Origin of the sequence: Pseudoalteromonas sp. 0303 (assembly GCF_013349995.1) — a bacterium.
Lineage (GTDB): Bacteria > Pseudomonadota > Gammaproteobacteria > Enterobacterales > Alteromonadaceae > Pseudoalteromonas.
Genome location: NZ_JABVXF010000017.1, coordinates 40418 through 63140 on the forward strand (window position 1 = coordinate 40418; position 22723 = coordinate 63140).

General features: G+C 38.4%; 11 protein-coding genes. 4 read left to right on the plus strand and 7 right to left on the minus strand.

Annotation, left to right across the window (positions count from 1 at the left end; genetic code table 11):
* Positions 1-151: 151 nt before the first annotated feature.
* The 4 genes from HUS62_RS12360 to HUS62_RS12375 form a co-directional block, all read right to left on the minus strand.
* Positions 152-1102, minus strand: a complete 951-nt coding sequence (locus tag HUS62_RS12360) for a class I SAM-dependent methyltransferase (RefSeq protein ID WP_175079755.1) — start codon at positions 1100-1102, stop codon at positions 152-154.
* A gap of 54 nt (positions 1103-1156) precedes the next feature.
* Positions 1157-3799: a TonB-dependent receptor gene (locus HUS62_RS12365; protein WP_175079756.1), complete on the minus strand. Its 2643-nt coding sequence runs from the start codon at positions 3797-3799 to the stop codon at positions 1157-1159.
* Positions 3800-4090: 291 nt separating this feature from the next.
* Entirely contained in the window at positions 4091-6031 is a 1941-nt protein-coding gene (locus HUS62_RS12370) for a S9 family peptidase (RefSeq protein WP_175079757.1), read from the minus strand.
* A gap of 115 nt (positions 6032-6146) precedes the next feature.
* A complete protein-coding gene (locus HUS62_RS12375) occupies positions 6147-8810 on the minus strand; it encodes a TonB-dependent receptor (protein WP_058583747.1) in 2664 nt (887 codons plus the stop codon).
* 640 nt (positions 8811-9450) lie between these two features.
* Here HUS62_RS12375 and HUS62_RS12380 point away from each other — a divergent pair.
* The 3 genes from HUS62_RS12380 to HUS62_RS12390 all read left to right on the plus strand — a co-directional run bounded on the left by HUS62_RS12380 (position 9451) and on the right by HUS62_RS12390 (position 13678).
* Positions 9451-10626 (plus strand): DUF547 domain-containing protein, encoded by a 1176-nt coding sequence (locus tag HUS62_RS12380; RefSeq protein WP_175079758.1) that lies wholly within the window; start codon positions 9451-9453, stop codon positions 10624-10626.
* A 62-nt stretch (positions 10627-10688) separates the two neighbouring features.
* Positions 10689-11834: a DUF547 domain-containing protein gene (locus HUS62_RS12385; RefSeq protein WP_175079759.1), complete on the plus strand. Its 1146-nt coding sequence runs from the start codon at positions 10689-10691 to the stop codon at positions 11832-11834.
* 53 nt (positions 11835-11887) lie between these two features.
* Entirely contained in the window at positions 11888-13678 is a 1791-nt protein-coding gene (locus tag HUS62_RS12390) for a putative 2OG-Fe(II) oxygenase (RefSeq protein ID WP_175079760.1), read from the plus strand.
* Between the two features lie 40 nt (positions 13679-13718).
* Here the strand turns inward: HUS62_RS12390 and HUS62_RS12395 are convergent, their stop codons facing one another.
* The 3 genes from HUS62_RS12395 to HUS62_RS12405 form a co-directional block, all read right to left on the minus strand.
* Complete coding sequence (locus HUS62_RS12395) at positions 13719-15365, minus strand: sulfotransferase (protein ID WP_175079761.1); 1647 nt, start codon at positions 15363-15365, stop codon at positions 13719-13721.
* A gap of 75 nt (positions 15366-15440) precedes the next feature.
* The gene (locus HUS62_RS12400) at positions 15441-18299 is read right to left on the minus strand and encodes a TonB-dependent receptor domain-containing protein (protein WP_175079762.1); all 2859 of its coding nucleotides are present in this window, start codon (positions 18297-18299) and stop codon (positions 15441-15443) included.
* 255 nt (positions 18300-18554) lie between these two features.
* Positions 18555-20903, minus strand: coding sequence for a DNA polymerase II (locus HUS62_RS12405; protein WP_175079763.1), 2349 nt, complete (start codon positions 20901-20903; stop codon positions 18555-18557).
* Positions 20904-20971: 68 nt separating this feature from the next.
* Between HUS62_RS12405 and HUS62_RS12410 the strand changes: the two genes are divergently transcribed.
* Positions 20972-22687, plus strand: a complete 1716-nt coding sequence (locus HUS62_RS12410; protein WP_175079764.1) for a tetratricopeptide repeat-containing sulfotransferase family protein — start codon at positions 20972-20974, stop codon at positions 22685-22687.
* Positions 22688-22723: the final 36 nt, after the last annotated feature.

Here is a 22723-nt window from a genome sequence, read left to right on the forward strand (position 1 = left end):
AAATACATTTTAGCAGTGTAATTTAAATTCTCAATTTTTGTTTATTGCTTATAGTTGCTTTTTAGTTAATTAAACTCTCACAATATCAATTAACTGGATAAGCGAAGCTTAAAAAGCTAATAATAATTGCTAGTAATAGGTAATAGTTTCACTATCGCTTTTTAGCTCTTAGTACCCAACAGAACAACTCTCCATCAATCTCTTTTGGAATGATTTCAATTTTTTTCCAATCTGAACTCATATTAGTAATAATTGCCTTTCTTTCATCTTCACTCCAAGAAGCTTTGATTTGCTCATTTATTCTTAATTGATAATTAATAAGTTCCTCTATTAGATTTTCAATTTGATGCATTGAAGCATCTCTCCAATTTACTATCATCGGTATAAAGTTTTTTGCGAGTTGACCAAACCAATCCTGTTCAACTTCTGAACTTAAATCAATTTGCACTTTTTTGAAATCTTGTAATAAGTTTTCGTTTTTTGCTAAGAATTCATTTTGTTCTTGTGCCGTAGGCTCTTCTAGTCGACGATAATTACTACAGAACTCAACAAAACTTTTAACTTTATACGCGAGCCCGTCTTTACTAATGAATTGTGAGAGAACTTTAATTCCTTGCTGACAATCTTGTGTTATGAAAGAGTTTCTATGATGAACTAGCGCGATAACTTCACCATTACTTTTAAGAACTCGACTAGCTTCAGAAAGAGATTGTTTTATGTCTGAATATTCAATGCCAAATTGACTAATAAGATAGTCAAAAGACGAATCGACAAAGTTTAACTTCTCGCAATCCATTTGACTGAAAAATTTGATATTTTTTAATGAAGCAGCAACTTTTTCATTGTTAGTAAAATGCTTGATAGGATCTATTTTAGCAGCATCAATCGCCGTGATATCAAATCTCTTTGGATATTGCTCAGCCAAGACGGCCAAAGCACCATTTCCGCAACCTATATCTAAAAGACTCGCTGAATTTTGAAATTCTTCAAAAATACCATTCCAAAAATATAAAACATCTCCTTGATAACCATCCTTATGATTACTTTGGGCAAAACTACTTAAAGTCTCAGTAGATAACCAATATGAGTCCCAATGTTTCACACTTACTCCCCCAAAAAAAAGGTGGGCTAAAGCCCACCTTTCATATTGTTTTATTTAGAATGATTGACGGAAACGAAGGTATGTAATACGTCCGTATGCGTCATATAAATCAAAGTTATAGTTACGACCGCCAAATGGGCTTAATTGCGGCTCTTTCTCAAAGGCATTTTGCATACCAAGAGAGATCTGCGTACCCGTAGACATGTTATATGTAACTTGCAAATCATGTGTTACCCAAGTAGCAATATTACCTGTCTTATCTAGAGAACCATCATCATTTTGAGTAACGTCTTCATATTGCTTACCAATTAGATTGATATTCCATACAAAGTCAAAATCACTCCAAGTATAAGTATTGTTTAGTACTGCACGATCTTGTGGCTCACCTGGATCTTTCAGTGTATTACGACCGCCATCTACTACGCTTTCAAACTGGTGACTCCATTGTAGAGTTTGCTTGAATGTGCCCGCATCCCCAAAATCAAAGGTAGTATTTAAATTTAAGTCTAAACCATTGATAGACCAGCTACCTTCATTTGCATAGCCTTGAGTGATTAGATCAATACCACCATTGCTTAAGCGTTCAACACCTAAGCCTGCAGGAATTGGGTCACCTGTTTGCTCACGGTTAAGAATCGTTGTTGCGCCAAAGAAACGGATCATATTTGATATTTCAATATCATAATAATCAGCAGAGAAGTTTAACCAATCTGTTGGTTGATACGCTAAACCTAATGATGTTTGTTTAGATGTTTCAGAACCAATTTCTGGGTTAGCAAGAGTAACTGCGTTAACTTGAACATCACAGCCTGCTTCAAGACCAAAGTTTAAGCATGAAGGATCATCGCTAACATTTGGGTTATCAGGAGCTGGCTTAGCAGTCGTGATATCAAGTGTTGGAGCACGGAAGCCTTCACCGTATGATGCACGGAGTACTAAACCTTCCATTACGTCATATTTAAATGAGATTTTAGGCGAGAAATCACTACCGTAATCAGAATATTCATCATAACGGCCAGCAAGAGTCATCTCAAGATCTTCCATTAACGGGAATAATGCTTCGAAATAAGCACCTTTAACGTCACGAGAACCACCCGCACTGTTGCCTGATGAACCACCAACTTGACCAGCTTCAGAAAGCGAATCATAAGTATCTTGATACTCTTCTTTACGGTATTCAGCACCAACTACCGCTTGAATCATACCACCGCCAATTTCCATTACATCAAACGATGCTGACGCGAATAGTTCTTCTTGATTGAATTCACCAATACGAGAAGTGGTTACTTTAAGACCGCTTAAAAGCTCTTGATAATCGCTCTTTTCAGTATCTGTTGTAAAACGAGAACCAAATGGGTCATTTAACATATAAGCGCCACTATCCATTGCAGCACGCGCATTACTACCCATTAAGTAGTTGCGACCGATTTCGTATGTTTTCGTTTTAGTCTTACGTGCACCAAAATCAACAAAAACATCACCGATTGAACCTTCAGCACCGAATAAGAAATCAGTAGACCAGTTATCTACGTTGTTATCACGGTTACCTAGTGCAGCAAAACGGTGACGGATTTCAACTAAGCTTGGATCATCGCCATTGGCAATTTCACCAGCTCGCTTATCAGCCATATAGCTCGCAAACTCTGCATCATAAAAAGGGCTATTTGGGTTAATAGGGTTGTTAGGGCTATCATCAGATAAGAAGGCTGCATCACCTGCATCATTTAAAGAAGGTGCATATCGACCAAATGATTTTGTCTTAGAAACAAGAGTATGCGAGAAGATTTTCCAATCATCATTAATTTCATATTCTGCTTTTAGGAAAGCAGATTGGTTACCTGTTGATGCTTCATTAGCATTGGTAGCATTGAAGTTGTAACCACAGGCACCCGTTGAGCCATACATGAAGTTTTCTAAGCTGTCACATTCTTCTTGAGAAATGATCGATCTGTAACCTGCTTCCTTTAAAGCATTCACACCAAAGCTAGATGCACCAGGTTGAACCCAAGGATAATCATGTTCATAAATAATATCGCGGCTATTCCAAGAAACGCCACCAATCACTGATGCATTATCGCTCGATGCACCGAAAACAACTGAGCCTTCCTCACGATCACCACCTTCCTCTGGAAGGCTCACATCGCCCGCACCTAGACGTACCTCAACACCATTAAAGTTTTTACGAGTAATAATATTGATTACACCTGCAATTGCATCAGAACCATAAACAGCTGAAGCACCATCAGATAAAATCTCAATACGCTCTACTGCAGCCATCGGGATTGAGTTTAAGTCTTGTGAGTTACCTGTTGAAGGTGACTTAGGAAGACGACGACCATCAACTAGGATTAAAGAGCGTGATGCTCCTAAACCACGTAGGTTAACTTGAGAAACACCTTGAGCTGAACTACCAGATTGAGGACGGAATGAACCTGCTGAGTTAAAGCTAGTATTACGGATCAAATCAGAAACTGACGTTTGCCCTGAAAAGTCGATTGATGCACGGTCAATAACGGTTACTGGAATTGAGCCTTCTAAATCTGTACGTTTAATACGTGAACCTGTTACGGCGATACGTTCAACTTCTTCTACACCATTTTCATCAGCAGCAAAAGACGAAGCTGAAAATGCAGCAGTTGACGCTGCACCAAAAGCAATCGCTAATCGAACTGCTTTTGAAACTTGATTATTTAACATTTGATTCTCCCTGGTCATATCCATGTTATGACTTTATTAATTTATTTTACCCCCTAAAGAGGTACTAGTACCCCATAAGGGAATTAAATACTAATATTAGGGACAACTTTTGGTCAACAGTTTTTTAACCATTGTTTTTTAATGTAAATTTTAAGTTTCAAGTGTATATAAAATTAAAGAAAAATTTGATTACATATATTTCACATTGGTTTATATATTCGAAACAATAAAAAACCCAGAACAAGGTTCGAGCCTTAATTTCTGGGTTTTTTATATTTTTTTGATAATTTATTATTTCAAATATCTAGCCAAAAACTTTTCCATTTTTGTGTAAAGCTCAACTTTATTTTCTTGCTTCTGGAAGCCATGACCTTCATTTTCTTTCATTATCCATTCATCATCTGACAAAATTACTCCTTTTTTTGCCAGTGCATCGCGTAAATCAGTTGCGTGTTGCTTAACTACGCGCGGGTCTTTCGCACCTTGCACTATCATTAGTGGCGCTTTAATTTTATCAACATGTTGCAACGGTGACATTCGTTTCATTAGGGCTTCATCAGATGGATCACCAATCTGCATTTCAAGCACTTCACGTTGTGACTCCCAATGCTTTGGTAATGTATCAAATAATAAAGACACATCTGTTACGCCAACGTAATCTATTCCGCATTTATAAAGTTCAGGTGTAAACGCAAGGCCTGCTACTGTGGCATAGCCACCGTAACTCGCGCCATAAATACAGACCTTATTCGCATCTGCGATACCTTCTGAAACCAAATATTTAACGGTATCTGTAATATCATTTTGCATTTCAGCGCCCCATTTTCCACCATAGCCCGCTTGCTGGAATTTGCGACCATAACCGCCAGAACCCCTAAAGTTAACTTGGACTGTGGCATAGCCTCTACTTGCAAAAAACTGGGCTTCAGGATTGAATCCCCAATAATCTCGAATTCCAAAGGGACCACCATGTGGATTTACGATAAGAGGTAGCTGTTTACCCGACGAGTTTTTAGGAATTGTGATATAACCATTTAATGTTAAACCATCTCTACTTTTGAATTCGATAGGCTGCATCGGCGACATCGCTTTAGGATCTATCCATGACATTGGGCTTAATAATGCTTTTAAGCTATTGTCATTTTTATTGAATAAATAATATTGGCCGGGATCAGTGTCACTCGCTGCATAGACAATATTGAGCACTTCATCATCAGAGCGACTGGTAATTGTCACAACTTTATCGGGAAATGCCTGCTTTAATGAGGTCATCATTTTTGCAGTCTGTTCATCGAAGTATACTTCTTCAAGGTATTTGTCATAAAAACTAATTGAAGTAAGCTTTTTACGCTTTCTCGAAAAGCTAAGCGATGTAACATCAACGTTATCATGGGCAAAAATTTGTTCGCCTAACTTATTCGTTTCTGGATCGAAATAAAAAACAGCTTTGGTATCACGACCTAAATCAGAAGCGACGAACAACGTTTTATTATCGAAATCAAATGCCAATGGTTCAATATTTGCCTCTTCGGCATTGTACTCTCGTAATACTCTGAATTTTTCTTCGCCTTTTCCTTTATAAAGTAGAGTACCTTTTAAACCTTCAATCGTTAAAGCGCCACGTACCTCACCATCATGATCAAGCATCCAACCCTGAACGTTACCAGGGTTCTTTGCAAGTAAGTCCATCTTGTAATTACGTTCGTGTTTACGATCCCAACGGCTGTCGATTGGCAGTTTATATAAATCTGGAGCAACAATGTTTCGGCCGTTATATTGCACCAGAATATGCTTTGGATCATCTGGTAATAAATGCACAACTGATGCAGAGCGGATACCTGATGCGCCAACTTTTGATCCGACTAACTGCACGACCTTCGCACGTTTCTTATGGGCATCAATTGTATAAATACTGAATGCTTCATTACCATTACTGTCTAGTGTAAAAATAATGTCATCATTATTCACCCAAGAGAAACTATTGATATCTTGCTCATCAAACTTTGTTATTGGCCTCGCATTTTTAAAGCCATCAACTTCCATTACAACAATATTTCTACGCTCGTTAATTGGCGATAAAACCGCAAGGTACTTCCCATTCGGAGAAAGTTGCAAATTAGAAAATTTAGGTGTTTTAAAGAAGTCCTCAATCGGGATGTCTTGCGTTTTGGAGCCGACACTCATAGATAAACTGAGCAAACTACTCAAAAGTAAAAACCATATTATTTTCATTTTAATATTCCCTTTAATTATGACGATAAATGTTTGGGTTATTTATAACTTAGTACTTTGCATAAAAAAACCCTGCTACAGCAGGGTTTTAAGAGCTTATACTAATTATTTTAGCTTAGAATTTTTGTTCTAAACGAAGGTACATTGAACGACCTGTTTGATCGTATAATGACCAGCTTGAATCACGGTAATCACGGAAGCCGTCATACCAAGAAGGTGCTTTCTTATCAAATACGTTGTTAACACCTACAGAAATTTTAGTATTTGTTGGTGCAGTGTATGTGAACTGAGCATTATGCTTGAAGTATGAAGGAACGTCAGCAAGGTAATCAACACCCCACTCTTCGTTACCTGACTCTTGAGCGCCTACGTAGAACATAGTCCAAGAAGCACTGTAATCTTCATAAGAATAGCTAACACCTAAATCAGCTTTCCAATCTGGGTAATCTTGAAGACCAGCATAATCAAACGGTTCTGCATCTTTATCAGCTTTTTCTTCAAACTCCATAACTTTTGAAACGTTTAGCATTACGCCAAAGTCACCGAAGCTAGTTTCATGCTTATAGCGAGTTGAGAAATCGAAACCAGACGTTTGTAGTGATGCTTTATTGATATAACCTGTGTAGATGTAATCAATTTGGCCAGTACCATTAGCACGGTCGATAGCATCTGGTGTAGAACCTAAACCACCTTCCTCTTGTTCAATACGTAGAAGTTCAGTTGTGCTTACGTCATCGATACGGTTTTCGTAGCTGATATCGTAGTAAGTTAATTCTACTGCTAAGCCATCAACGATATCCCATACGAAACCAAGCGTCGTAGAGTCACCCGTTTCTTCAGTAAGGTTTGCATTACCACCGAACCATGTCGCTACTTGCTCACCAGCGTCAGAACAATAACCTTCTAATGATTGACCAGGGTTAGCATCACACCATGCTGTATCACGAACAGTTGGGAAGCTTAATGCATAAGACTGGAACATTTCGCCCATGTTAGGAGCACGGAAAGACTCACCCCAAGAACCACGGATTAATAATGTGTCAGTTGGGCGCCAAGTAACACCTACTTTTGGAACAACTTTATCAAATGTAGTGCTCTTTTCACCAAGGTTAGTCATACCTGACTGTTCGTATTTCTCATAACGACCAGCAACAGTTACATCAATTTCGTAAGGTAAGCTTGCTTGAATTTCCATGTATGCAGCAGTACGGTCACGAGTTGCATATACGTCATCGCCGCCTGAACCGCCTGAGATGAAACCATTTGCAGACTCAGGGTCAGATACTTGAGTGAAATCAATTTCTTCAAATTCTGCACCAACAACACCAGCAATAACGAAATCACCGTTATCAACGAATGTAGTAGACACTAAACCATCAATTTGTTGGCTTTCGTAACGACCTTCGTAAGTACCTGTATGCGCTGCATATTGGTATAAGTCTGTAAGTTGAGTATTCCACTCTTCGTAGCTCATGCCAGTAGTGTTAAGAATATCATATTCACCAGAGTCAATTGCGCTTTGTAACATTACGTCATTAACTAGGTTGCTACCAAAAACATTTGTTTTAGAGATGCTGTTTTGATAGTTGATTTCCCAATCAAAACCATTACCAATATCAGTGAAGCCTTCAAGACCTAATACGATGTCTGTAGTTACAACTTCTGTTTTTGTATCACGGTTACCAATTGGCACAGAACGCATGTAAAGACGGATATCTTCATCTTCTGGGTTATATTGGTTGTCAGCATCCATCCAAACTGCACCGGTAGATACTGGCGTACCTGCGTAACGAGAGTTTGTTTCGTTGAAACTTGCCATTGCACGACCAACAAAGCGAATGTTGTCAGTCAATTCATAGTTAAAGTTAGTTAAGAATGAGTTGTTTTCTACGTCTGGGTAGAATTTTGTAACGTTACCGTAGTTGTATAAACAACCACCAACGCCGTTCTCATCCATAGAATTTACGACGTCAGCTGTTTGGTCACAAAGCTCAGGGTTAGAGATATAGCTACCCGCACCACCGATTCGGTAGTTTGGAACATGGCTATAACCGCTGTACGCACCGTAAGTTGGATCGTCCATCGCCCAAATTTCTTTGTCGAAGATTGCATTGTCACGTGAGTTTTCATACGTGAAGATGATGTTACCTTTTTCAGATGTGTAACCTGAAGTAATTGAGAAAGTTTTGCTTTCGCCACCTTCAACTTTAGGTACTTCGTAATCGTATTTTACGCTAACGCCATCAAAGTCTTTTTTAGTGATGATATTGATTACACCAGCAACTGCAGATGAACCATAAACAGCTGATGCGCCATCGCGAAGGATTTCAACACGCTCAACAACAGCCATTGGGATGATTGATGTATCAGCCGATGAACCAGAAGATGAACTTGTACCAGGCATACGACGACCATCTAATAATACAAGTGTCGCGTCAGAACCAAGACCACGTAAGTTAATGTTAGAAGAAGCTGCACCACCAGCACCGTAACCAGATACACCTTTCCAAGAACCGAAAGAGTTAGAAGCAAGGTTATTTAAAACGTCAGCAACTGTAGGCTCACCTGAAAGGCTGATTTCTGCCGCTGATAAAACAGTAACTGGAGAGCTGTTCTCAAGATCTACCTGCTTGATACGTGAACCAGTAACTTGGATACGCTCAACTTTTTCTGCGTTTTCTTCATCTGCAGCAAATGTGCTTGCAGAAAATGCAGCTGTAGAAGCTGCGCCAAAAGCGACCGCTAAGCGAACAGCTTTTGAAACTTTATTATTTAACATTTGATTCTCCCTGGACCATGTTATTCATGGAATATTTATAGTTATTCAAAAAAAATGCATATTAGGCAGTAATTTTGAGCGTTGATAATAATACTCGCCACTCTTAAAGGTCAACACTTCGCTAACTCAAAAGTTCAATTTTTAACAATAAATAAAACACTAACCATAATAATAAAACATAATTAACACCTTCAAACCCCTTTAAATACAATAGACACAGCAACATTTACAACAGGTTACAAAGGTCAAAAAGAATTTAATTTTTTAGTATTGATATAGGTACTAAAGCAAAACCCAGCAACAATTGCATATTTAGCAATAAAACTTAACGCTGATAAATGGCATTTTTTATCTTTAAAAATAAAAAAATAAAATTTTAATACCTTACAATTAAGATGAAACCACAACAAACATGGTCAAAATGATTCATACATGTAGAAAAAGGACAAAATGATGCAAAAGTTAACAGAATGAACATTCTATTAACTAGCAATAACTAACGGAAAGTACAGAAAAACATTTAACCCCTTATATTTTCTGAAGATAAACAAGTAAAACCAGAACAAATTCGGTACCTATAAACTTGAAAAAACTGTAACAATCACTGATAGTAAGATTGTTAAAACAACAAGGAAAAATCATGTTTAAACAATTATTACTAATTGCATTTACGTTTTGCTCACTTTCTTCGTATGCAAAAATAAATGAACTACCAGAAGAATTTTCAGACTTTAGCCTTAATCGAGATATTAAAATTTCGTATGAGGACCTTGATAACTTACTTGAAATGACTGTTATCGACATGGGGATGTCAGACCGAAGCTCTCGCAAATCTCAATCCTCCATTGGCACCCGCATGAAATCGCACAGAAACAACGATACTGCGCTTGAAGCCAATCGTTTTTTCTTCGAAGGTGTTACTAAATCAGAGATAAAGGATGGCTTTCACAAGATTAGAGTTAGCTTGGAGAAGGTACCTAGCGAAGTGTCGCTGAATGATTTAAGCCTAGACGAGCAGTTAGCTTACTGGCTTAACCTCTATAATACAGCCATGGTCGAAAAATTAATTGAACACTACCCTATTCGCGATACAGAAGACCTTCTATTTGGTGATGACTCGATTTTAGAAGATGAGTTTTTAACCGTTGCCGGTTACAAACTTTCACTCAATGATATTCAACATAAAATTGTTTTTGAAAAATTTGGTAAAAAAAAGCCGATAGTTATGTATGGCTTTTATCAAGGTAACATTGGTAGCCCAAACCTTCGAGATGAAGCTTATAAAGGTAGCAAGGTTTACCATCAACTTGTTGAAAATGGTGAGGAATTTGTAAACTCAAATAGAGGCATGCAAATTAAGCGTAAAAATCGCCTTTATGTATCTAAATATTATGAGCAAGCTGAGTCTTTATTTTCAGATTTCGAAAGTGACTTACGTGAGCACTTAGAAGACTACGCTGAAGGTCAAATGAAAAGCGGTGTTAAATACGCCAAACGCTTCAAAGTTGATATCGAAGATTGGAGTATTACTGATTTATATGGTACCGACCGTGACTATGGCGGATCTGCATCAACTAACCCTGCAGCAATGCTTAATGCAGTTGTAAGCAACTCAGCTGTACCAATCGGTCCTGAAGGTAGTGGCTCGGGTATTGGAGCGGTTAATGTGAGTCATATTACAGATTCAATTATGATGCGCACCATGGATTTTGGTCGTTTTTCTCCTGAAATGTTAGAGAAAATCAAAAAACTTAACTTGAAGCGCCAAGACAACAGTGGCTCTGTTGAGATTAAGGATCTTGATTCAAACAATTAAAATAAGAAGGCCACTCGTCAAAAGAATGTGACGGGTGGCTTTTTCTGAACAGGGAGTTCGCTATGCTTAAACCACTCTTATTAATAACCGCAATTTTCTTTACTGCACAAACCTCAGCAAGACTAGACACTTTACCTGAAGAATTTGCCGATTTCGGCTTAGATAGTGATTTAACAATATCTTATGGTGATTTAGAGCAGTTACTTAAAATCACTGTTATTGACTTAGGCCGCTCAGACCGAGATTTTCGAAAAGGCCAATCAGGCATTGGCACACGTACGCGAGCACACAAAAATAACGATACAGCTTTAGAAGCAAATCGTTTTTATTATGAAGAAGTTGTAAAAGCAAACCTGAAAACTGGTTTTAAAAAAATACGTCTGAGCCTTGAACAAGTTCCTGAACAAATCCCACTCAATGAGCTCGTTTTATCTGAGCAACTGGCTTATTGGTTAAATTTATATACCACAGCATTATTAGAGAAACTCATTGAGCACTACCCTATCTTCAGTACTGAAGATTTATTATTTGGTGATAATTCATTACTTGATGAGGAATTTATTACTGTTATGGGACATAGCCTGTCTTTAAATGACATACAACACAACATTGTCTTTAAAAAGTTTGGCAAAAGTAAACCGATTGTAATGTACGGTTTTCATCAAGGGAATATCGGCAGCCCAAATCTTCGCCCAGAGGCCTATGTAGGAAGCAAAGTGTATTACCAACTAGCAGACAATGGTGAGGAATTTGTTAATTCTAACCGAGGTATGCAAATTAAAGGGAAAGATAGACTTTACCTATCCGTCTATTACCAGCAAACAGAAGCCTTGTTTGACGACTTTGAGCAAGATTTAAAGTCTCATATTGAACACTATACTAATGGCTCTTTAAAAGATGCTGTAGAGTCATCTAAAGGGTTTAAGCTTACAATAGATGATTGGCATATCGTGGATTTATATCGCACGCATAGAGCCTATGGCGCCTCTTCTGCTATTAACAGGGCCGCGCTAGAGGGTATAGGAGGAATGACATATGGATATCGTGCAGCAGACGGAAGCTATATCACCGATCCCTTAACGAAGCGGCTAGCTCAATTTGGTCGATACCCACCACAAGTTTGGAAGAAAATTCGCAAGCTTTATAAACAAAGAGAACGCATTAAAGGTACTGTAGAAATCAAAGACCTTGATGTAAATCAAGAGTAATATTTTACTTTACTGTACGCCCTGTTAACATAAAGCAAAAACAGGGTGTACGAGTGAATAATTCATTGCAAAGAGCTTTGCACGCATTCAATCAACAACAATATGTGCAGGCATTACAACTCCTTTCTTTACATACAAATAAAACCGCCGATTGGTATACATTAAATAGCTTATGTTTATCAGCTGTAAACAAAACTATTGAAGCAGAGCAGTGTTATTTACAAGGCCTTAGCCAATTTAGCAATCATGTTGGCCTTTTAGACAACTACACAAATCTACTTTGTAAACAAAAAAAGTATGCAGAGTGTATTCAGTTTTGTGAATACAAGACAGCTTCTTTATCACTCGAAAAGCCACGACTTAATTACATTGAAAGCCTAATTAATCAAGATGAATTATTAAAAGCCGAACATTTATTGAGCAAAACATCGCCCTCGCAGAACACATTCGTTCGTTACCATTGGCTCACTTTAGAACTTTTCGAGCGCTTTGGTGACTTACAACGTATCGAAGAGTATTTTCAAACAAAATTACCAGATCAATTAAAGGGGCAATTTCATTTCGTTTATAAACATGCTTGTAATTATCGAAATTTAGGTCAATTTGCCGAGGCCTTAGCGCTTTTGCAAATGCTTTTAAAACAGCAACCAAGCGCCGAGTTGCACTACATAGTTGGTTGTACATACTATGATTTACAGAAATATGAACAAGCACAAGCTCACCTTAAGGCATGCTTAGAACTTGCTCCTAACTATATACCAGCGCATGAAAGTCTTAACAAGCTTTACTGGGAACACTCGCAGAGTCAATTAATGAGTTCATATGCTCAAACTTTCAAAAATTATGATGCAAACCCTGTTCTGATCCACTCTCAAATTGGCCAACTACTGCAACTAGATAAGCTGGAAGAAGCATTATTAGTAAGCAGTGATGCAACACGAAACCATCCACAAAATTTAGATTTACATCATGCACACAGTATAATTCTAGATAGAACAGGTGACGAAGAAAAAGCATTTTCACTCCTTCAGCAACTAGTTAAAGCAGCCCCACAAAATGCTCGTTACTGTATTGATTTAGCGAACTTTTACATACAACAAGGCGATTACAGCTCAGCGATCTCTCATTTAGAAACCGCAGTAAAATTTAATCCACACAACCAAGAGCTTTGGGCATATTTAAGTATTGCTTGGCGACTATCAAATAATGATAAATATCACTGGTTAACTGACCTAGATAAATTCGTTAAAGTGATGGAGCTACCTGCTCCGCCTGGCTTTAAGACCTTTGCTGATTTTAATAAGCAGTTGCAGGAGCTAATGATCAGCCTTCACACAAATAAACTCCAACCATTAGATCAAAGTGTGCGCAGTGGCAGCCAAACACAAGGTCACTTGTTACACCGTTCAAACCAACTTATTGATTTATTTAAGTCATCTATGAATGAATGCATTAATCAATACCTGATGCAGCTACCAGAGGATGCTAACCACCCTCTATTAGCGCGAAATCATAAACGCTTTGTTGCCAGAGGTAGTTGGTCGGTGAAACTAGAAGAAGGCGGTTTTCATGCTAATCATATCCACCCTCAAGGTTGGTTATCAGCGCCGAGTTATATTTCTATTCCTAATGAGATGAGTAAAGATGATGAAACTAAAAATGGCTGGCTTAAGCTAGGAGAAACCAGTCTTAACTTAGGTGAGCGTGAGTCTATAGCTCGTGAAATCTGCCCTGAGGAAGGTCAAATTATTATATTTCCAAGCTATATTTGGCATGGTACATACCAACTAAAAAGCACTAGCCCTCGGCTAACTATTCCATGTGATATCATGCCCTTAAAATAATAAAAAAGACCATCTAATGAATGGTCTTTTTTATTACCAATTACTTATTTAACAGCGCTTTGGCATCTTGGTAGGATTTTTCATCGGCCTGTATGTGTTCAAGGTAATTTGCAAATCGTCCTGAGGATGACTTATAAAGTGGCTTTCTAACCTGCCATACACTCGCTGTACTTACAGTGCCAGATTTATTATGAAATCGCTGGGCTTCATCAGTATATTCAAGCCCTAGAAAGCGAAACAGCTGTTCTAAAATCTGCTCGGGTGAGCAAACGAGCTGGTCGTAATTCAGGGTAAAAATATCATTACTGAAACACGACTGCCAATGTGACTTAATACGTTGCTGCTGCTCATAGTGATGTAGAGTATCACTAAGGGATACAGCATAGTTTAAGCTCGGACCCAAATGCTGGAAAAAAGCTGACAAGCTATTGTCTTTAATATCTCGCTCTGTCCAGATAATCTTAGCTTTTGGATAGAGCTGCTTGATAATGTCTAAGTAAAGGTAATTTTCAGGGCGTTTATCTGTTACATAAAGCGCACCTTCAGCTCTTAAAGTTAATTGTTCTTTATAACCATCAATAAATTCAGGCTCTTTAACCTTATTAACTAGTGTCTTTTCATCGCCAATCAAATTGAATAACGATGAATGTAAATAGGCAATTTCACCACCTGCCGCTATTTGCTCGTTAGAGCTGATGATTTGTTCAATTAGTGTTGAGCCAGAACGAAACATACCACAAATTATAATGGGTGTTATTGAACTATTCGCTTCTTGCAGAGCAATATTACGAGCTAAGGTGTAGTCAGTAATCTTCTCAACAGATTGGCGATCATAGACTGGTAAATACTTTTTATTGTAATGATTAGCTTTTACATAATAATGCCAAGCTTTCTGATAGTTTTTACAATCATTAAATACCTTACCAAGTGCATAATAAATATCAGCACACGCTATGTCATCTGACTCTCGCTTTAAAATGGCTAAGCTTGCTTGTTCATAGTCAATTGCATCGCGCTCAGTGAAGGTTTCAATATCGGCCAACCTTGCTTGAGCCATCGCATTAAATGCATCTATTTTTAAAACCTGTTGAAAACCTTTTTTCGCTTTCTCTTTATCACCAAGCTGTTCGTAAATATTTGCCAATGAAAAGTGAGCTTGAAGATTATTTTCATCATGACTAATCGCTTGTTGTAAGTAACGTACGGCATCATCGGGTTGATGTAATTGCTCATTATGCATAAAAGCAATTTCTATTAAAGCGGGTGCTTTAAACTGCTCAGATAATGTTAGAGCTTGTTCAAAGAAGCGCATAGCTGAATCGTGGTTATCAAGCTTTCTTTCTATTTTTCCTAACTGAAAGCAAATATCAGCTTGCTGCGGATTTGTCTCATATAAAGGTAATAGCGCGCTTTTTGCAACTTTGAACTCACCACAACTTATACTTAATTGTACTAAGGTCAGTACATAATCAAACTTTTTTGGAGCTATCGATACCAGTTTTTGGCAATAGGCAATGGCTATTTCAGTATCTTGTTGCTGCATAGCAACTTTGAAAAGGATCTGTAACGCTTTTTCAGCAAACTCATTGTTCTGTGTTAACGGTTTTAATAATTCTATCCCCTGGCTAACTTTACCTTGCTGAAGTAAAGCAACAGCTTGGGTAAACGCGTGTTGTTCTGATGTCATTGTTTCCCCATAAAAAAGCTTCCCCATAAAAAAAGCGAGCCGAAGCTCGCTTTATCATACATTAATTAATTCAAATTAGAATTTTAATGAAACGCTTGCGTGGAAGTAACGACCTAGAGTGTCGTAGTAACCAGCAACTGCGTTACCATTTGTAGATAATGTACCGCCTACTAGTGGTGGCTCTTTATCTAGTACGTTGTTCACACCAACAAGTACACGAGTGTAGTCATTGATAGTGAATGAACCTTTAAGGTCAAGATAGCTTTGTGAACCAATGCCGTCTTCAACTAAAGTGTCAGAACCTGTGTAGTCATTAACTGCACTGAAGTAACGCCATTTAGCAGTAGCTTTCCACCAGCTGCCAGTGTCGTAGCTTGCAGTAAGAACATGACGCCATTCTGGTTGTGGGAAACAGCCATTGTCTAGTGTATCAACACAGTCATACGGTTCACTTACACCTGGAATATCTTCATACTCTTTAGTCATCATGTAAGTACCGATTAGGCTAGTTGCAAGTGTACCACCGCCGATTTCCATGTCATAGTTAGCACTTAAGTCGATACCTTCAAAATGAATGTTACCTAAGTTAGTGTTTGTTGCTACAACTTGACCAGAACCAATCCATAAGCTGCCGCTACCAGGAGTACGTTCAATCTTATCACAGAATTGAGCATCGCCTGTTAGACCACACTGACGTACGATTAACTCTGGGTCAATTGCACCGATTGCATCCTCAAGGTCGATATCCCAGTAATCGATTGAGAAGTTAAAGCTCTCAAATGGGTTACCAACAACACCTAGAGTGATTGTATCTGCGATTTCAGGGCTTAGATCAGGGTTACCACCGAAGAAACCGTTATACTGATCTGCAGGGCTCTTACCTACGTTACCGTATTGAGACGCTGTAATACCTGTGTTAGCACAAGCTGCTTGGCTAAGTTCTGGAGTTGCAGTCGCACATGGATCTACACCTGCCCATAAACCTTGGCTCTGTTGAGCGAATAGCTCACCGTTGTTTGCAGAACGAACAGCACGGTTGTAGCTTGAACGGATTTTCCAGTTCTCAGTTACGTCCCAGTTCATTGCTACTTTATAAGTAGGCTCTGAACCTGAAGTACTGTAATCAGACCAGCGGTAGCCTAAGTCAACTAACAGGCTTTCAACACCAGTGATACCTTCAACGATAGGAATACTTAACTCACCGAAGAATTCAGTTACATCGTACTCACCGTTAAGGCTCTTAGTAGGACCACCTTGACCAAGTAATAGACCTTGTGCGTAAACTTCATCCGCTGTACGGCCGAATGTTTCTTCACGGTATTCAGCACCGAATACTGCAGCAAGAGGGTAATCTGAAGAAGGAAGACCAAATTCAAATTCACCTGTAACGAAGCCACTTACGATGAACTGTTCAGTAACACCGTTAAGAATCGCAGTACCAGTCAATGCACCAGCTGCTTCAGCAGAAACACCTTGGTATGTGAATACTTCGTAAGGAATACAGCCATCTGTTGCCGCACAATCTTCACCATTTGCAGAAAGCGCAGTACTGATACGAGGACCGAAGAAGTCATTTTCGTATGCAGAAGATGAAGAAGTTGAACCATATTGCATGAACGCTTCATATGACCAAAGGTCACTGATTTCACCTTTACTACCTAGTACTAAGCGGAATGAGCTATGCTCAAGTTGGTTAACACGTGGGCCACCTTCAACGTTACGCTTACCAATGTAAGTAGCGAACTGGTCACCTGAAGTTAAACCGAAACGATCAGTTAAGTTTTGACGCTGTGCATCTGTGAGAAGCGGGCTATCGTAATCGATTACATAGTTTGTATCGAAGAACGTACCTGACTCTGCGATTTGCGCAGAAGTACGGTCACGCATGAACATAGCTTCAATGAACGGGTGGAAGTTGTCATTTACTTCATAGTTAGCAAATAAACCTAGCGTATGACGCTCATCCGGACGCATAAAGTGGTTTACTGGTGCGTAGTTATAAACGTTACCGCTTGAAGGAATGAAGCTGCTATCAGAACCAAGTGTCCAGTAATCGTAATCATCCCAATCAAATGCACCTGTGTCAGTTACACCTGAGATATAGAAGTTAGGGTTAACTGCGTTACCAGAACCACCACACGCTGTACCTGCAGCATTAAGAGCACATGAAGAGTAATCACGTGAGCCTTGGCGTAATTCGTTTTGTTTGTTGTAAGTGAAATAACCTACAGCGTGACCTTTACCGCTATCGAATGAACCACCTAAAGTAGCAGAGAAATCAAACGATGAACCGTCAAAGCCTGAGCTTCCATCAGGGTAATCAAAATCACGGTCATCCATTAAACCTTGGATGTATTCGTTATCGTTGTCGTGTTGGTATGCAGTTGAACCGATGTTAACTTCAAAACCTTCGAACTGATCGTCCATCACGAAGTTTACAACACCCGCTACCGCGTCAGCACCGTAAGTTGATGAACCACCACCTGTCATAACGTCAACGCGTTTGATAAGTGCAGCTGGAATTTGGTTAATATCAGCAGACTGGCTGTAGATACCACCAGCTTGCATACGACGACCGTTGATAAGTACTAGAGTACGCTGTGAACCCATACCACGTAAATCAAGAGTAGCAGTACCAGACGCACCATTTGATTGGAATGCAGTGCTTGAAGCTTCTAGTTGAGGCAAGCTATTCATCATGTCTTCAACACGAGTGAAACCAGCTACTTCGATTTCTTCAGCTGTTGTAACTTGTACTGGGCTTGCAGTTTCGATATCAGTACGTTTGATACGTGAACCTGTAACTTCAATACGTTCAACTTTTTCAACTGCTTCTTCTTCAGCAGCATAAGAGTTTACAGAAAACGCAGCTGTTGAAGCGGTACCAAAAGCAAGCGCTAAGCGAACTGCTTTTGAAACTTTATTATTTAACATTTGATTCTCCCTGGACCACTATATTGTGGCTATATTTAGCATAAGCTTGTTTATTATTTGTATCGCATCAGGACTGCGACAAACAAACAATAAACAAATAAAACAAAATATCCAGCCATTTATTTACAATTTTTTAATGAAGAAGCAAAAAGTTTACTTTTTCTTGTTTTGCGGACAAAAAACATACAAATATGCGTTTAAACTGAGCTTACCGATCATTCATCGCAATAAAGAGTCAAAAAAATGTTAATTTTTCTAAAAAAGCTGTATCTGACGGTCACTTAGTGACGAAATCTTAGTACCCAAATCAACAACAATCATTTCAGCTATTGGCAACAATTGTTTGTTAACATAAATGCCATAATCGTAATTATGGTGACCTGTGTAGTACTCAGCGCCGTTAGCGGTGTAAACATATTTAATTATTTGTCCACGCTGGAATGCAAGATGAGGATTGTCAGCTAAGTACTGTTTCGCTGCTTTAACGTGGGGAGGGATGTTTTTTTGGTAATCAGTTAAATGCTGACCCAGGCGTTTGCGATAGATTAACTTAGCGTCAAACTCACCTGCATATAGTTTTTTAACATACCTATCAAAGGCTTGAAAAATTAATTCTTGGCTATAATTTTCAGCAAATAATATCTCAAATAATTCTGTTTGAAACTCATGAGCAAGTTCTGTCCAATCACTCCTTACGGTTTCCATACCTTTAAAAACTAATTTTGAAGCACCATTTTTTTCGACTTTTCCTACATAACGCTTTTTTGAACCCATTGTTTTGCCTCTAATAGTGGGCATAAAAAATGGGCTATAGTGAGTTTCGTACTCAATTTCTAAAAAGCTGTCTATTTTATAGTCTTTCTGCAAAACCTGCTGCCAGCGTTTGTTAATTTTCTCCGCCAGTTTCGTACCGATTTCATTACAGTTTAGTGAATTTAGATCATCATCAAGCTTAACAAAGGTCGAATCTGTATCACCATAAATGACGTTGTAACCCCACTCTTCTATCCATTGCTTAGTTGTTTGCATTATTTCATGGCCACGCAAAGTAATTGAACTCGACAATCTCGGGTCATAAAAGCGACAACCTTTAGAGCCAAGTACACCATATAAGCTATTCATGATGATTTTAATTGCCTGCGAGAGCATAGGCTGGTTTTTATCTTTGGCTATTTGTCTTGTTGCTGCAAGTTCACGAATAAGCTCAGGCAGGTGGTGCTCAATACGTGAAAACTGTGCTTGGTTAAAGCCTTCGATTGCGTCATCTGGCTTTTTTAACCCCTCAATTAGACCAAGAGGGTCTATGCAAAATGTGCGCATTATTGATGGATAGAGGCTTTTGTAATCAAGCACCAGGATATTCTTGTAAAGACCTGGCTGCGATGACATGACATAACCACCAGGGCTGTCAAAACTTAACCCATGATCACCTAAATTAGGGGCTATATAGCCACTTCTATGTAATAGCGGTAGATAAAGATTAGTAAAGGCCGCTACTGAACCGCCCATTCGTTCTAATTCAAGTCCGGTGAGTTGGCTTCTTACAACTGCAAAATCGAGTAACTTTAATTTCTCAAAAATCCGCAGAACTAAAATACAGTCTTGCCTGTTGTAATTAGCAAGAGACAGTTTGTCTTCATTAAACTGGCGAATAATTTCTTCAAGACGATTATCTGTGCTGATCAGCTTCTCTTCACCAAGTTCGATACTCGCTACATTGGCAAGACTGAAACTGTCGTAGTGATAAGTGGCATTTTTTAAGGTATCAATACCATCAATAACTACGCGACCAGGCATTGTTATGCGAGTAATGTTTCCCGAGCGCACGCGCATTATTTCTTTGTTGCGACCAAGCTTTAGAGATATACCTAACGCCTCAGCTCTTGCGTGAAGCACACTGAAGTCAAATTCAATAACATTCCAACCAATCAGTACATCAGGATCAATTCGCTGAATTTCATTTTCAAACTGAGTAAGAAGATCTATTTCATCTTCACACCAATTGATTTGATAATCTAGATGAGTCGTTGGCTCTGGGCGCCCTATCATTAAAACTTTGTCTATGCCATCTCCGACTAAACCAATAGAAAATAGTACGCCTTCGCCATTACACTCAATATCAATAGAAACATGTTTGAAAAAAGGCCTAAATTCATTGTTTGGTTTTAATTTAGCGTTCTTTAACAGTCGAAAACCGCTTCGTATTTGTATTTCACCTTTTACCCATACTGAGCCTTTAATGAAGCGCTCCATCAAAAATCTGTCAATTGGCCTAACATCATCTTCAAAAGTGACTAGCTGTGAACTTTTTAAAACCTTAATGGCGCTGTAGTAATCTTTTAACGATTTAAAATAACAGCATATCACCGACTGATTTTGGAAATTTTTTAGTTTGGCATCAGCAAAACGAGCATGAATGTTTTGATTTTGTAATAGTCGCTTTGCAGCAGTTACTTGGTTTTCAGGAATGAAAAATACCACCTCTTGGTGCTCAACCTGTACTTTTAAAGGGCCGTTTTCACACCAGAGCCAAAACACAAAACTAACACCTGATGAGCTATCAAACGCTTCTTTAGAAAGGATAAAACCTGTATCTGTAACCATTTACTTCAAATATCTATTACGGAAGGGGTATAGTACACCCTAACTACATAAAATTATAAGAGCCAATTATGAGCCCAATTGATGCGATTAATAACGCAAAGACACTCGTTGCTACAGAACCACATAAAGCTAAAGTTATGTTGTTAGAGGTACTCAATGAAAATCCAGAATATCACGATGGCTGGGCTTTACTTGCTGATATTCACAAACTACTGCAAGAGCATGAACAACAGCAAAGTGCACTCAAACAATATGAAATGATTCATTGGTTTAATAAACAATTAGACACGGCTAAACAACAATTAACCAATCAAAACCCTCTGCAAGCGCAGCAAACCATTCAGCAATTATTAAAATTAGTACCAAATGAATATAGAGCACTCGAAACGCTGGCTGAGATCGCATTTAAAGTGGGTGATAGCAAAGCTTACTTTGCAATATCAAAACATAACCTTGAGAACAACTCGCAAAAACAAACTGTTAAAGAAAGCTACTGTAAAGCCCTACTCAATACCAAGCAATTTGATGAGTTAATCTCTTTTTACCACTCTTCGATATCTTCACCGACATTATACATTGAGAGCCTATTAGCGATCGCTCATGTAAAATTAATGCAATTTGATGAAGCTACAACCATCTATAATAAGTTACTTAATGCAAACTATTACGCAGCCCAATGCCATCTTCGCCTTGGCAACATTGAAAAAATAAAAGGTAATACAGGGCTTGCAATTGATCATTACAAACAAGCACTGCAAATAGATAAAAAACTTGGTGAGGCTTACTGGAATTTAGCAAACTTAAAGACATACATTTTTGACAGTAAAGATGTAGACTTTCTAGAACAGCTCACGCAAGCTGCTAAGCCAAACCTTAATAGTGCTCAATTCTATTTTGCGCTCGCAAAGGCATATGAACAACAAGGTAACTTCAGCTTATCATTTGCGATGTTAGAAAAAGCGAACAGTATTCAAAAGTCACTAACTCCCTATAAGCCGAGTAATTTCACTTCTCGTTGCACGCAACATTTAACTCAAAAGCCAATGGCTCATAATGCATTTGATGAGTCGTTACAGCTGATTTTTATCGTCAGCTTACCCCGCAGTGGCTCTACCTTAGTTGAGCAAATTTTAGCAAGCCACCCTTATGTTGATGCAAGTTATGAATTAACAGAAATTAACGCAATTGCGCGGGAGCTAGAGAGTAAAAAACTCTCAGATGTACCTTATGGCCTTGATAAACTTTCAGAACAAGATAAGGCTCATTATGCCGCAAGGTATTTAAATTTTATTGCTCCACTACGCGGAAAAAATAAGATCTTTATCGACAAACAACCCGCAAATTTTCATCATATCGCATTAATAAAAACTCTATTTCCAAACGCTAAAATTCTCGAAGTAACAAGAGATAAAGCCGCAACAGCATGGAGTTTATACAAGCATTCTTTTTCTGAGGGCCACGCCTATAGCTACGATTTCAAATCGCTTGCACAATATATAAATGATTACGCAGATTTAATGTCGCACTGGCACGCTCTTTATCCAGATGAAATCTTCAACGTTGACTATCAAAATCTTGTTAATGATTTTTCCAATACTGTTTCTGAGTTGCTTGATTATTGTAGTTTAGAAATGCATGAAAGCTGCATGAGCTTTTATAATCATCAGCGTCCGATAATGACACCAAGCTCAGAGCAAGTAAGAAAACCGATTTACAAAGATGCTTTAACGCAATGGACAAATTATAAAGTTCACTTAGAGCCGCTATTGAAGCTAATAAAATAATAATCAAACAAGTCGCTTGTAGTTGCCCAGTTAAAT